This window comes from Gordonia sp. NPDC003376 (genome assembly GCF_053589235.1).
Map to the genome: position 1 here is coordinate 279,978 of NZ_JBSFRM010000003.1, position 13,004 is coordinate 292,981.

13 protein-coding genes are annotated in these 13,004 nt (G+C 68.6%); 6 read left to right on the forward strand and 7 right to left on the reverse strand.

Annotated elements, in window-relative coordinates:
- Nucleotide 1: 1 nt before the first annotated feature.
- The 4 genes from ACWDUA_RS05240 to ACWDUA_RS05255 all read left to right on the forward strand — a co-directional run bounded on the left by ACWDUA_RS05240 (nucleotide 2) and on the right by ACWDUA_RS05255 (nucleotide 3,548).
- Nucleotides 2-889, forward strand: coding sequence for a TIGR01777 family oxidoreductase (locus ACWDUA_RS05240; RefSeq protein WP_449749942.1), 888 nt, complete (start codon nucleotides 2-4; stop codon nucleotides 887-889).
- Nucleotides 890-926: 37 nt separating this feature from the next.
- Entirely contained in the window at nucleotides 927-1,679 is a 753-nt protein-coding gene (lipB, locus tag ACWDUA_RS05245) for a lipoyl(octanoyl) transferase LipB (protein ID WP_449750045.1), read from the forward strand.
- On the forward strand, nucleotides 1,676-2,722 hold the full coding sequence (gene lipA / locus ACWDUA_RS05250) for a lipoyl synthase (RefSeq protein ID WP_449749943.1): 1,047 nt from the start codon (nucleotides 1,676-1,678) through the stop codon (nucleotides 2,720-2,722). The genes lipB and lipA overlap by 4 nt, the downstream gene beginning before the upstream one ends.
- Before the next feature lie 82 nt (nucleotides 2,723-2,804).
- Nucleotides 2,805-3,548: a DUF4191 domain-containing protein gene (locus ACWDUA_RS05255; protein WP_449749944.1), complete on the forward strand. Its 744-nt coding sequence runs from the start codon at nucleotides 2,805-2,807 to the stop codon at nucleotides 3,546-3,548.
- A gap of 82 nt (nucleotides 3,549-3,630) precedes the next feature.
- Here ACWDUA_RS05255 and ACWDUA_RS05260 read toward each other — a convergent pair whose 3' ends face one another.
- Entirely contained in the window at nucleotides 3,631-4,128 is a 498-nt protein-coding gene (locus ACWDUA_RS05260; protein ID WP_449749945.1) for an RDD family protein, read from the reverse strand.
- A 398-nt stretch (nucleotides 4,129-4,526) separates the two neighbouring features.
- Here ACWDUA_RS05260 and glnA point away from each other — a divergent pair, with 398 nt between their 5' ends.
- Together glnA and ACWDUA_RS05270 are read left to right on the forward strand one after the other, a co-directional pair.
- Nucleotides 4,527-5,960: a type I glutamate--ammonia ligase gene (gene glnA, locus ACWDUA_RS05265; protein WP_020793444.1), complete on the forward strand. Its 1,434-nt coding sequence runs from the start codon at nucleotides 4,527-4,529 to the stop codon at nucleotides 5,958-5,960.
- A gap of 211 nt (nucleotides 5,961-6,171) precedes the next feature.
- Nucleotides 6,172-6,360: a hypothetical protein gene (locus ACWDUA_RS05270; RefSeq protein ID WP_449749946.1), complete on the forward strand. Its 189-nt coding sequence runs from the start codon at nucleotides 6,172-6,174 to the stop codon at nucleotides 6,358-6,360.
- A gap of 404 nt (nucleotides 6,361-6,764) precedes the next feature.
- On the opposite strand, the gene ACWDUA_RS05275 is transcribed toward ACWDUA_RS05270, so the two are convergent.
- The 6 genes from ACWDUA_RS05275 to ACWDUA_RS05300 form a co-directional block, all read right to left on the reverse strand.
- Nucleotides 6,765-6,938, reverse strand: coding sequence for a hypothetical protein (locus ACWDUA_RS05275; protein ID WP_449749947.1), 174 nt, complete (start codon nucleotides 6,936-6,938; stop codon nucleotides 6,765-6,767).
- Nucleotides 6,939-7,976: 1,038 nt separating this feature from the next.
- Nucleotides 7,977-8,612, reverse strand: coding sequence for a biliverdin-producing heme oxygenase (locus ACWDUA_RS05280; RefSeq protein ID WP_449749948.1), 636 nt, complete (start codon nucleotides 8,610-8,612; stop codon nucleotides 7,977-7,979).
- Between the two features lie 64 nt (nucleotides 8,613-8,676).
- Entirely contained in the window at nucleotides 8,677-9,438 is a 762-nt protein-coding gene (locus ACWDUA_RS05285; RefSeq protein WP_449749949.1) for a DUF1684 domain-containing protein, read from the reverse strand.
- Entirely contained in the window at nucleotides 9,435-10,583 is a 1,149-nt protein-coding gene (locus tag ACWDUA_RS05290; RefSeq protein ID WP_449749950.1) for an LLM class flavin-dependent oxidoreductase, read from the reverse strand. The genes ACWDUA_RS05285 and ACWDUA_RS05290 overlap by 4 nt, the downstream gene beginning before the upstream one ends.
- The gene (locus tag ACWDUA_RS05295) at nucleotides 10,580-11,794 is read right to left on the reverse strand and encodes an acyl-CoA dehydrogenase family protein (protein WP_449749951.1); all 1,215 of its coding nucleotides are present in this window, start codon (nucleotides 11,792-11,794) and stop codon (nucleotides 10,580-10,582) included. The genes ACWDUA_RS05290 and ACWDUA_RS05295 overlap by 4 nt, the downstream gene beginning before the upstream one ends.
- Nucleotides 11,791-12,969: an LLM class flavin-dependent oxidoreductase gene (locus tag ACWDUA_RS05300; protein ID WP_449749952.1), complete on the reverse strand. Its 1,179-nt coding sequence runs from the start codon at nucleotides 12,967-12,969 to the stop codon at nucleotides 11,791-11,793. Before ACWDUA_RS05300 ends, ACWDUA_RS05295 begins: the two co-directional genes overlap by 4 nt.
- Between the last annotated feature and the right edge of the window lie 35 nt (nucleotides 12,970-13,004).

Sequence of the window (13,004 nt, forward strand, 5' to 3'; positions counted from 1 at the left end):
GATGCAGGTAGCCATCGCGGGTTCATCGGGGCTGATCGGTTCGGCGCTGGTGACCGCGTTGGAATCCGCGGGACACTCCGTTCGCCGTCTGGTGCGGCGTGAGGTCTCCGGACCCGGCGAGTACAGCTGGGATCCGGAGACCTTCGGGGTGCCCGTCGACGCTCTCGACGGCGTGGACGCCGTCGTCTCCCTCGGCGGGGTCGGGGTCGGCGATCAACGCTGGACCGGGCGGTTCAAGCAGGAACTGCGGGACTCCCGGATCACCCCGACGACGGTGCTCGCCGAAGCCGTCCGCGATGCCGGGGTACCCACCCTGATCAGTGCCAGCGCCACGGGCTTCTACGGTGACACCGGCTCCCGCGTGGCCACCGAGACCGATGGTCCCGGGTCCGGATTCCTGGCCGACCTGACCAGTGACTGGGAGGCCGCGGCCACCGACGACACCGGTCCCGACACCCGCGTGGTGCTGCTGCGCACCGCGCCGGTGATCTCCCCGCGCGGTGGCCTGCTCGGCCGGTTGCGGCCACTGTTCCGACTCGGCCTCGGCGGGTCGATCGGCAACGGCCGCCAGTACTTCTCGTGGATCTCGCTGGTCGACGAGGTCCGCGCCATCGAGTTCCTCCTGGACTCCGCGATCGCCGGCCCGGTCAATCTGTGCACCCCGGCCGCGATCCACTTCGCCACGTTCGTCGACGCGCTCGGCCGGTCACTGCACCGTCCGACCCTGCTCAGTGTCCCGCGGTTCGCGGCCCGCGCGGTCGGCGGCGACATGATCGAGGAAATGGTTTTGTTCTCCCAACGCGTTGCACCCGGTGTGCTCACCGACAACGACTTCACCTTCACCCACCCCACCATCGCGGAGGCATTGGAGTACGCCAATGCCCGCTGACACCGTCACCGCTCAGTCGGCCGACACCGAGACGTCGATGGGGTCGGAGTCGTTGCGCCGGTCGTCGGAATCGATCGAGAACCGCCGCATCGGCGTCGTCGACTACCGCGACACCTACGACCTGCAGCACCGACTGGCCGGTGAGCGTGCCGACGGCACCCTCGACCACGACGTGCTGCTGCTCCTCGAACATCCGTCGGTCTACACCGCGGGCAAGCGCACCGAGGATGCCGACCGCCCCACCAACGGCGCCGAGGTGATCGACGTCGACCGCGGTGGCCGGATCACCTGGCACGGTCCCGGACAGCTCGTCGGCTACCCGATCGTGGCGCTGGCCGAACCCCTCGACGTCGTCGAGTACGTCCGCCGCATCGAGGGCGCCCTGATCGCGGTGTGTGCGGCACACGGCGTCACCACCACCCGGGTCGAGGGCCGCTCCGGGGTGTGGGTCGTCGACGAACCCGGCACCGTCCACCCGTCCGGGCAGGCCGAACGCAAGCTCGGACAGATCGGGATCCGCGTGGCCCGCGGGGTCACCCTGCACGGCTTCGCCCTCAATGTGAACCCCGACATGTCGGGGTTCGACGCGATCGTGCCGTGCGGGATCGCCGACGCCGGGGTGACGTCGCTGAGCCGAGAAGCCGGCGTCGAGCTGACCGTCGACGACGTCCTCGACGAGGTGGCCGCCGCCGTCGCCGCCGCGCTCGATCATCCCGCCGCAGCAGACCATCAGATCGCACTCGACCAGCCCGGGACCGCCACCCTCCCGGGCGTAGCATCGGAGCAGTGACCGTGTCGCCCGAAAACCGCACCACCGATACCCCTACCACCGCTCCCGACGGACGCAAACTGCTGCGTCTGGAGGTGCGCAACGCGCAGACACCGATCGAACGCAAGCCCAAGTGGATCAAGACCCGCGCCACGATGGGCCCCGAGTACACCGAACTCAAGGGTCTGGTGAAGCGCGAGGGCCTGCACACCGTGTGCGAGGAGGCCGGCTGCCCCAACATCTACGAGTGCTGGGAAGACCGTGAGGCCACCTTCCTGATCGGCGGCGAGCAGTGCACCCGACGCTGCGACTTCTGCCAGATCGACACCGGCAAACCCGCCGAGCTCGACCGTGACGAGCCGCGTCGCGTCGCCGAGAGCGTGCAGGCGATGGGCCTGCGGTACTCGACGATCACCGGTGTGGCCCGTGACGACCTGCCCGACGAGGGTGCCTGGCTCTATGCCGAGACCGTCCGCGCCATCCACCGGCTCAACCCCGGTACCGGCGTGGAGAATCTCATCCCGGATTTCCACGCCAAGCCCGACCTGCTGGCCGAGGTGTTCGACGCGCGACCCGAGGTGCTCGCGCACAACCTGGAGACCGTGCCGCGCATCTTCAAGCGCATCCGGCCGGCGTTCCGGTACGAGCGGTCCCTCGACGTGCTGACCCAGGCCCGCGACTTCGGCCTGGTCACCAAGTCGAACCTGATCCTCGGGATGGGTGAGACCCCGGAAGAGGTGCAGTCGGCGATCGTCGACCTGCACGAGGCCGGCTGCGACATCCTGACCATCACCCAGTACCTGCGGCCGTCGCCGCGGCACCATCCGGTGGAGCGCTGGGTCAAGCCCGAGGAATTCGTCGAGCACTCCGAGTTCGCCCAGGAGATCGGCTTCGCCGGCGTGATGGCCGGACCGCTGGTCCGCTCGTCCTACCGGGCCGGCCGTCTCTACGCCCAGGCGATGGCCCACCACGGCCGTGACATCGCCCCGGCACTCGCCCACCTCGCAGACGAGGGATCGGCAAGCCAGGAGGCGTCGAGTCTGCTCAGCCGTCTGGCGCGCTGAGTCACCCACCGGATCCACACCTGCGGCGCCCGGTCTGCCCACGATTTCGGGCAGGCCGGGCGCCGCACGTATCCTAGGAACCATGGCAAAGGCGCAGTCGGCGAGCAAAGAGGCCAAGCAGGCCGCGAAACAGGCCCGCAAGAAGGCTTCCAAGGAACGTCGCCAGCAACTCTGGCAGGCGTTCCAGATGCAGCGGAAAGAAGACAAACGTCTGATTCCGTACATGGTCGGCGTCTTCGCGCTGATCGTGGCCGTGTTCGTGCTGCTCGGTGTGTTCATCGGATCGATCTGGTTGTTCATCCCGATCGGTGTGGTACTCGGTCTGCTCGCGGCGTTCATCCTGTTCGGGCGGCGGGTGCAGAAGAACGTCTATTCCAAGGCCGAGGGCCAGCCCGGAGCAGCCGGGTGGGCGTTGACCAACATGCGCGGTCAGTGGCGGGTCCAGCAGGCGGTCAGCGGCAACGCCCACCTCGACGCGGTACACCGCGTGATCGGCAAGCCCGGCATCGTCCTGGTCGGCGAGGGTTCTCCCACCCGCGTCAAGACCCTGCTCTCCCAGGAGAAGAAGAAGGCCGCCCGCGTCGTCGGCGACACCCCGATCTACGAGATCATCGTCGGCGATGCCGACGATCAGGTGCCGCTGTCGAAGCTCGAACGCCACCTCAACAAGCTGCCGTCGAACATCGACCGCAAACGCATGGAGACCCTGGAGGGCCGGTTGTCGGCGCTCGGTGGCCGCCAGCCGGGTCCGGGTATGCCCAAGGGGCCGATGCCCGCAGGCGCCAAGATGCGCAGCATGCAGCGCACCGCACGCCGCAAGAGCTGAACTCGGCAAGCTGATCTGCACACACGAACCGGGCCCGTCTTCACCAGAAGACGGGCCCGGTTCGTGTCGTGGTCGCCGGCGATCAGCGGGTGCGGATCATCGCGGTCTGGGTGGCGCGGTCATGGAGGGCGCGGCCGTTGTAGTCGTTCATCAGCGCGGGCACCAGGAACACGATCAGCAGCTGCCGCACGACGGCGCGGACGATGCCGACCGAGGCCATCGGGACATCACCGGCAACCTCGGCGGCCATCCGCTCCGGGCCGTGGTCGACGCGCGCGACACGCAGTCCGACCGCGAACTGGCCGGGGGTGAAGCCGAACAGGCTGACGGTGAACACACCGATGACGAACCAGACGGCGAGCACGGCGAGACCCAGGTTGGGCGATCCGAAGCCGACGAAGAGCATCGCGATGCCGCCGCCGATCAGCCAGTCGACCAGCAGCGCGAGCGTGCGGGTCCATCCGCCCGCGAGGGAACCGGGCCCGAACTCGGTGAGCCCCAGATCGGCGCCCCGGTACTCGATATCCGGGCTCTGTCCGGATTGTGGACCCGACAGCCAGGAGCCGGTCACCTTCCCCATCGGTACCGCCGTCCCGGGCCGTACCCGATCGTGTCCGTCACCAAACTCATGCACCCATGGTAGAGGGCGGCCGGGCGGGGTCGGGAAGGGGCGAATCGACCAGGCGAGGCGGACTGCCGTGACCGGTCCCGGCACTTCTGCCGCGCTGTGGGGGCGGATGCGGAATAGTGACATGCGGTGGCGAGGCCGACGCACCGAGGCGGGCAGCATCCCCAGAGTGATGAAGATCTGGAGCCGTGTAACACAGGGGAAACACTGTCTTGACGCGCGGGCAACGTCACGTCCATACGGTTCAGGCTGAGATCCGCTGGGGTTTGCGCGGCGGGCCAGGAGAGTCAGGCCTCACGCCCGGGTGTGCGAGGCAGGGCCCCGACAACAGTAAAAGGAGTCACCGGACGGTGTACAGCAGCAAAGAGGAACTACTCGAAGGAATCAAGAAGGAGGGTGTCGAGTACGTCGACATCCGCTTCTGCGACCTGCCCGGCGTCATGCAGCACTTCTCGATCCCGGCGTCGGCATTCGACGAGTCGGTGTTCGAGGAAGGCCTGGCGTTCGACGGTTCGTCGGTGCGCGGCTTCCAGTCGATCGACGAGTCGGACATGATGCTGCTGCCCGACCCGGCGACCGCGCGGATCGATCCCTTCCGCAAGGCCAAGACGATGAACATCAGCTTCTTCGTCCACGACCCCTTCACCCGCGAGGCCTACAGCCGCGACCCGCGTAACGTCGCCCGCAAGGCCGAGGACTACCTGGCCTCCACCGGCATCGCCGACACCTGCTTCTTCGGTGCCGAGGCCGAGTTCTACATCTTCGACTCGGTGTCCTTCGACTCCCAGATGAACGGCACCTTCTACGAGATCGAGTCGGAGTCGGGCTGGTGGAACACCGGCTCCCCGACCGATCCGGACGGCAGCCCCAACCTGGGCTACAAGGTCCGCCCGAAGGGTGGCTACTTCCCGGTCGCGCCGTACGACCATTACGTCGACCTGCGCGACGAGATGTCGACCAACCTGACCAACGCGGGCTTCATCCTCGAGCGTGGTCACCACGAGGTGGGCACCGGCGGTCAGGCCGAGATCAACTACAAGTTCAACACGCTGCTGCACGCGGCCGACGATGTGCTGCTGTTCAAGTACATCATCAAGAACACCGCGTACCAGAACGGCAAGACCGTCACCTTCATGCCGAAGCCGCTCTTCGGTGACAACGGCTCGGGCATGCACGCCCACCAGTCGCTGTGGAAGGACGGCAAGCCGCTGTTCCACGACGAAGCCGGCTACGCGGGTCTGTCGGACCTGGCGCGCTACTACATCGGCGGCATCCTGCACCACGCGCCGTCGCTGCTGGCGTTCACCAACCCGACCATCAACTCCTACAAGCGTCTGGTGCCCGGTTACGAGGCGCCGATCAACCTGGTCTACAGCCAGCGCAACCGGTCGGCCTGCGTGCGTATCCCGATCACCGGCAACAACCCGAAGGCCAAGCGCCTCGAGTTCCGTTGCCCGGACAGCTCGGGCAACCCGTACCTGGCGTTCGCGGCGATGATGATGGCCGGCCTCGACGGCATCAAGAACAAGATCGAGCCGCACGAGCCGGTCGACAAGGACCTCTACGAGCTCCCGCCGGAGGAGGCCAAGAACATCCCGCAGGCCCCCACCTCGCTGGCCGCGGTCATCGACCGCCTCGAGGAGGACCACGACTACCTCACCGCCGGTGGCGTGTTCACCGAGGACCTGATCGAGACCTGGATCGCGCTGAAGCGTGAGAACGAGATCGAGCCGGTCCAGATCCGTCCGCATCCGTACGAGTTCTCGCTGTACTACGACTGCTGACGATCCGCACCCGCGATCGACGAGGATCGGCCCACCGGATTTCCGGTGGGCCGATCTTCTTTGTTCGGACCTCCACTTCTCACTCCCCCGCGGATTCGATTCCCGAGAATGGGGCGAAATGGGCGCCGGTTTCGGTTAAGAGATTGTGAAAGGCGCCACGCGGGACCTTGTCCCCTCACCTACTCACAGGTCAGCACGTATTGTGCTTTTCATGTCCCCTCGAATGCTCTTTGTCGAAGATCTTGCCCCCGGCGACCGCATCAGCCTCGACGGATTCCACGGTGTGGTCCGTAAGCAGGTGCCGCACGGTACCGATCAGCGCCTCGTCGAGTTCGTGCACAGCTCGGACAACCGCAACGAGATGATCCTGCAGACCGGATCCAAGGTCGAGGTCCTCTGATCCTCAGGAATCGGCCCGGGAATTGATCTCGGGCACATTCCGAGCCGTGCCCGACGCCCTTTTCGAGCGCTCGATACGCCGTCCCGCGATACCTGACGCCGTGAAACCCGAGGCCCGGATTCCCGGCCCCTGGATTCTCGAGCCCCGGACCCTGGACCCCGGATTTCGTCTTCGGCGACCGACGACGCCGGATTGGCTTCGGTGTGATCGGCCCGCGTTTCGTGACCCGAGGGCATAAGCGTCGCCCAGATCACCAGGATCGCCATCGACACCAGGACCGCCGCACCGGTCCATGCCGACACCGTCATCCCGGTCACGAAAGCGTGCCGCGCGGCGTCGAGGACGTCGGCGGCCTCGTCACCGGGCAACGACCCCGACGAGAGGACCGCACCGGCCAGACCGCGTCACGCCTCGGCCGGTCCCAGGCCGGTCGGGTACACCGACCGGTAGACGATGTTGACCACGCTTGCGAGTACGGCGATGCCCACCGCCCCGCCGAGTTCGCTCGAAGTCTCCAGCAGCCCTGACGTGGCCCCGACCCGGTCGGTCGGCGCCACCCCGATGACGTCGTCGGCCACCACCGACGTCGTCGCGACGATCCCGGCGGCCGCATCCCGGATGCGACCAGGACCACCACCAACGAGTGCTGCCCGGTGAGGCCGGCCAGCACGACATATCCTGCGGCGCCCACCAGCAGGCCCGTGGCCATCACCGACGGCAACACACTCCACAGCGCAGCGACCAACGGGTCGTAGCCGAGCACCGACTGAAGGTACCCGGTGACCAGGATCGAGTTGCCGAGCAGCGCGAACATGCAGATCAGGTTGGTCCACACCGATACCGAGAACCGCCGGTCCCGAAACAGCCCCAGGTCGACCATCGGGTCGTCGAGGTGACGCTGTCGCCGCCCGAACACCACACCCACGACGATTCCCGCGACCAGCGCGGCCGATGACCCCCCACAACCATCCGTCGGCGACGAACTCCTTGATCGCGTAGACCGTCGGCAACACCGCGCCGAGAGCGAGAGCGGCACTGAGCAGATCCACCCTGCGCGTCGGATCCGCGGTGTCGCCCGGCAGCAGGATCGGAGCCCCCGCCGGCAGCACGAGCATGACCGGGATGTTGATCAGGAAGACCGATCCCCACCAGAAGTGCTCGAGCACCAGGCCGGAGATGATCGGGCCGAGCGCCACGCCACCGGCGAGGACGGCGTTGCAGGCCCGGCCTTGGCGCGATCGGTGTCGTCGTCGAAGACATGCCGGATCAGGGCGACGGTCGAGAGCATCATCGTGGCGACCCGACGGCCACCCCACCGGCGACACGAGCGGGGCGGCAACAGATCCCGTGACCGAGCCCCACATCGGGTACGACGCCGTGGTGGCGGGGCTGATCGACGCCGAGCAGTTCCCCGCGCTCAGTGCCGCGCTGGCCGGCATGGCCAACGGACCCGACGACGACTTCTACCGTGAGCAGCTGGATTTTCGGCTCGCAGGTGATCCTGGACGGGCTCGCCGGGCTGATCTCCGCGGCTGCCCGATGACGGGTGCACATGCCCGACAGCCGTTCGATACCGACGGCGCCGGGAACCGACGAGACTCAGGCCCGACCGGAACTCACGCGCCGGCGAGGTCGCCGAACAGGGCCTGGTTGTGGCCGAATGCGTCGACGGCCTCGGCCAACAGGCGCTCGACCGCGGCATCGTCGATCGGCAATGCATCGAGGCGGTCACGGTAGGCGTCCTTGTAGCGCTTGAGCTTGTCGATGTCGAAGTCGTAGAAGCTCAGAGCCTCATCGCCCACGCCATAGTTCTGCCGCATCCTGTGGGCGACCACCTGGCCACCGCTGAGGTCGCCGAGGTAGCGGGTGTAGTGATGGGCGACGTAGCGCGCGGAGTCGTCGCGGGTGGCCTCGATGGCGGCGACATATCGGGCGACCGCGGGTAGTGGGATCCCGGCGTCGGCGTCGACGCCCAGGGCGGCGAGGTCGGCCCGCAGACGCGGGACGCGACGCAGGACCTCGTCGTGGACCGCGTCGACCACCGGATCGCCGGCCAGCGCGTCGCCGACACCCTCGAGCGCCCGGTAGACGAAGAACAGCTGTCCGGTCAGCCGGGCGTACGCCGCGACGTCGAGCCGACCCGACAGGAGATCACCGATGAACGGCGAGTGCTCGGCCTGTTCGTGCGCGACCGCGGTGGCCTCACGCAGTCGTGCGGAGACCGTGGTCGAGGGATCGGAGAGAGAAGTCATGGCGTCCCAGTGATACCACTTCATCCGATCCCGGGGAAGGTTTGGCGAACCTCCGTGACGGTGGTCATAGCGACCGGACCCGCGCACCGACCGTGGCCACCCTCCGCAGCGCCCTCTCGCCCGAATCGATCGCGAACGGCAGGCGGTTGTCCGCCGGCGGCAACGGGCACAGATAGTGCGGGGTGAACGACGACGGGGGCAGGAACGCACGGTTGAAGTCGAGCACCACCGTTCCGCCCTCCGGTGCCTCGGCCACCAGGAAGCGGAAGACGGTGGTCTCCGGTCCTCTCGTGGTGTCGGCGAAGGAGATCTGCAGGCGACCGTCGGGCAGGGCGAAGGCACGGAGCTCGACGGGATCGCCGTCCGGGTCGTCGGGACGCACGAACGCGACGGTACCCGCGAGCGGCAGCGGCCCGCGCCACCCATCGGCATGATCGATGCCGATCACCGCACCCGCAGGTGCGGCGGTGAAGTCCGCGATCACCCGCCAGCGCGAATCCTCCGGATAGGTGTCGATACCGAGGACGTCGGACCGGTCGGGGGCCGACGGGTCGAAGACGCGGATTCCCACCCGCCCGGCCCGACCGAGGGCGACGACACGTACCTCGTCGATCCGATGTTCCTCACCGACGGCGAGGACCACCGCGCCCTCCGACAGCTCACCCCGGACCGCGCCGTCGCGCACCGACCACCGTCCACGCAACCCGTCGACCGACACTGCCCGGTCGTCGAGCCAGACGGTGCCGATCACCGAGGCCAGGCCGAACGGAGCGGTCGCCGCCTGCTCCCGCTCGGTGTGCCAGGCCAGCCACTGTGCCGATGTCATTCGAGTCGATCTCCAATCGTGGACGAGGCTGGCGGTTCCCAACCCAATTGTGGTGCAACCGTTTCAGCGATATCAGTGAGCAATCTGAGGTTGTCGCGCAGACCGAACGCCGGGGGCAGGAAGACGACGAGCTCGTCGGCCGCCGCCAGTCCCGGGTCCGCGAGCAGCTCGTCGACCACCCTCGACGGTTCGCCGTGATTGACCGGGCTCATGGTCAGCCCGTTCGGCAGCGTCCCCGTCGGCGGCAGGGCACCCGACGGTCGTGATGCCGCCGGCCCCTGGCTCCGACGTTCCTCGTCATAGGCGCGGTAGCGGCGGGCCAGTTCGGGCGTGGTCGCCGGCAGCACCGACCGCGACACCCCGGCCCGGGGGGCGCCGGTCCCGGTGTAGGCCGCGTGATAGGCGGCGATCGCACGGGCGTGGTACTCGGTGAACCCGACACCCGCGTCGTCGTGGATGATCGTTCCCAGCAACAGTTTCAGACCCTGTCGGCCGGTGCGCTCGGCGGCCTCGATGGAGCCCGCACCGTAGTGGATCCGATCCGGGAGTGTCTCGCTGTGCGGCCGGACCCGGAGTTCGGTACCCACCGGCACCCCGGCCCGGTCGCTGTCGACGTGGCCGACCACGTCCCCGCCGACCGCCTCCAGGAATCGGGCGAGCCGCCGCTGGGCCTCGGCACGTCCGTCGCGGACGTCGTTGCCGAACACGCGGTCGTAGTCGCCCTGTCCGGTACTGATCGCCGGTTTGAGGCGTCGGTCGGTGAGCAGGTCGGCGGTGGCCGCCGCCTCGGCCAGCAGGATCGGATCCTCGTATCGCATGGCGATCACCGCGGTCCCCAATCCGATCCGCGAGGTGTGCTGGCCGACCGCCGACAGGAATGTCAGCGGACTGGCCAGGTAGTTGTCGAAGTGGCGCTGGTAGACCCACCCGGTGTCGAACCCGAGTTCCTCTGCGACACGGAACAATTCGATACCATCACGCAGACCCTGCGCGGCTTGTCCGGAGGGGAACGAGATTCGCGCGTTGAACCCGAGGGCCAACCGCTGTGTCCGTGCGCCGGGGGTCCGCTGCGCGTGACCGACCGAACCGGCGACGCCGCCGGATTCCGCGGTGCCCGCGGGCGTCTCGATCCCGACGGACGTCATCGTCCGCCCCCGAACCGTCCCCCACCGGACTGTCCGCCACCGAGGAGCACCCGGCGGCCCGCGGCCACCAGCGCGGTGTCCTCCTGCGGCGGATGGACACGCACGCACAGGACGTCCCGCAGATGGCGCTCGAACGGATTGTGTCGGGTCAGCGCGGCGTTGCCCAGCGCGGCGACGGCGGTCTCGACCGCGCCCACCGCCGCGCGGGCGATGGCCACCTTGACCAGCGACAGCTGCGCGGCCACCTCGGTGTCGGCGCCCTCGGCGCCCGCGCGTGCCACCGCACCGGCCAGCAGGGTCTCGGCGGTGGCGATCTGCAGGTCGACCTCGCCGGCGACGGTCTGGATCCGTTCGGTCTCGGCGATCGGTCGCCCGAGTGCGGTCGGCACGCGGTCACGGGCGAAGTCCCGCAACGCGGTGCGCGCCGCGCGGGCCACCCCGACGTAGATCGCCGAATGCGCCAGCCCGCCGATGCCGGGTGCCGCGGCCGGATCGCGGTAGCGCCCGTCCACGAACGGGATCTCGACGAAGTTCGCGAGCGGTACCCGGACGTCGTGGTAGAGGACGTCGTGGGTGTTCGACGCCCGCAGCCCCAGGTGGTCCCACGTGTACCGCCACTCGATCCCCGGCACGTCGGCGGGCACGATCACATGCCCCACCCGATACGGCTCCTCGTCGGTGACCACCCAGACCAGGTGATGGGCGAGGGCCTCACCGCCAGTGGCAAATGCCTTGTGTCCGTTGATCACCCACTCGTCACCAACACGCGACGCGGTGGTCGCCGGCAGTCCGCCGCGAGCAGGCGCACCCAGCTCCGGTTCGGCGCGGATCGAGTTGATCAGCGTCGGTTCGTCGACCGACCGCGCCAGGACGTCGTCGTAGAGCGCGACCGGCCAGTGCCCGGCCGCCGCCTGCGCCTGGTGGGTCATGAGGGTGTTGGCGACGATCAGCGCCACCGACGGATCACCCTCACCGAGCGCGGCCACGATCGTCGCGATCTCGAGTGGACCGAGGCCCGGTCCGCCGTACCGGGTGCCGACCGCGGCGGTGAGCAGTCCGGCCCGATGGGCCACCGCGAGCCCTGCCGTGGGCACGGTGCCGGAACGGTCGTATTCCTCCGCGGTGCGGGCCACGTCGGCGGTCACCGCGGACAGCGAGGCGCGGGAGAGGTCGGGGGTCGCGAATCGGGGCGCGAGTGCCGGCACGCTCATGACCGGGCCCCGGCGAAGGCACCGAGGTGCTCGGCCTGCAGGGTGCCCCGCGTACCGGTCTGCCGACGATGCTCGAGTTCCTGCCGGACCAGCGGGAGGACATGGCGCCCGTAGTCGACGACGTCGTTGAACGTGTCGTACCCGCGGATCGACACCAGGTCGGCACCGAGATCGATGTAGTCGAGGATCGCCGCGGCCACCGTCTCCGGGCTGCCCACGAGCGCCGTCGACGCGCCACCGGCGTTGGTCGCCGCCGCGGTACGCGTCCACAGCGCGCGGTCGTAGACCTCCTGGCGCCGTGCCTGGTCCAGCGCCCGCTGCGATCCGACGTTCTGCGGGCGGCCGGTGAACCGCTTGTCGGCGTGACGCCGATACGTCTGCTCGATGGTGTCGACGTAGGTCCGCGCCTTCACCCACGCGAGGTCGTCGGTCCGGTCGATGATCGGCCGGAAGGTGACCCAGATCCGCGGCCGGTCGGCACGCCCGGCCGCCGCGGCGATGTCGTTCACCCGGCGGATCTGGGCGGCGATGTCGGCGAGCGGCTCACCCCAGAAGCTGAAGATGTCGGCCTTCGCCCCGCCGACGTCGAACGCCGCATCCGACGACCCGCCGATCGACACCGGGATCGTCGCCCCGTAGGGCGCGAAGCCGGGACCGAAATCGGTGAAGCGATAGTACTTCCCGTCGAAGTCGAAGGGATGCGGCTCACTCCAGGCCCGGCGCAGCAGGTCGATGTACTCCGACGAGCGCTCGTACCGCTCGTCCTTGGGCAGGAAGTCGCCCTGCCGCGCCTGCTCGGCGTCGCTGCCACCGGAGATGATGTGGACCAGCGCACGCCCCTCGGTGAGCTGATCGAGGGTGGCCAGCTTCTGGGCCGCGACCAGCGGGTGTGTCGTGTTGGGGCGCAACGCCACGATCGGACGCAGACGCTCGGTCAGCTGCCCCACCGCGCCGGCGACCACGAACGGGTCGGCGGTGTTCGATCCGTACGGCAGCAGCGTGTAGTCGTAGCCGTAGTCCTCCAGCGTCCGGACGTATCGGCGGAAGTAGTCCACGTCGATCCCACGGGTGGGAATCGGGGCGAGTTCGGTCGACGGATTGAGGTGCGTCAGGCTGATGAACTGCACGTCGGCGGCGGCGGTGGCGGGGATGGCGGGACTGAACTGATCGGGCATGGGTCTTCCTCGGATTCTCTTTCTGGGGATTCGCT

Bases quoted from the DNA above. Each gene is read 5' to 3' on its own strand.
- ACWDUA_RS05240 (WP_449749942.1), top strand. From the start codon at position 2: ATGCAGGTAGCCATCGCGGGTTCATCGGGGCTGATCGGTTCGGCGCTG.
- lipB (WP_449750045.1), top strand. From the start codon at position 927: ATGGGGTCGGAGTCGTTGCGCCGGTCGTCGGAATCGATCGAGAACCGC.
- ACWDUA_RS05255 (WP_449749944.1), top strand. From the start codon at position 2,805: ATGGCAAAGGCGCAGTCGGCGAGCAAAGAGGCCAAGCAGGCCGCGAAA.
- ACWDUA_RS05260 (WP_449749945.1), bottom strand. From the start codon at position 4,128: ATGGGGAAGGTGACCGGCTCCTGGCTGTCGGGTCCACAATCCGGACAG.
- ACWDUA_RS05270 (WP_449749946.1), top strand. From the start codon at position 6,172: ATGTCCCCTCGAATGCTCTTTGTCGAAGATCTTGCCCCCGGCGACCGC.
- ACWDUA_RS05280 (WP_449749948.1), bottom strand. From the start codon at position 8,612: ATGACTTCTCTCTCCGATCCCTCGACCACGGTCTCCGCACGACTGCGT.
- ACWDUA_RS05285 (WP_449749949.1), bottom strand. From the start codon at position 9,438: ATGACATCGGCACAGTGGCTGGCCTGGCACACCGAGCGGGAGCAGGCG.
- ACWDUA_RS05290 (WP_449749950.1), bottom strand. From the start codon at position 10,583: ATGACGTCCGTCGGGATCGAGACGCCCGCGGGCACCGCGGAATCCGGC.
- ACWDUA_RS05295 (WP_449749951.1), bottom strand. From the start codon at position 11,794: ATGAGCGTGCCGGCACTCGCGCCCCGATTCGCGACCCCCGACCTCTCC.
- ACWDUA_RS05300 (WP_449749952.1), bottom strand. From the start codon at position 12,969: ATGCCCGATCAGTTCAGTCCCGCCATCCCCGCCACCGCCGCCGCCGAC.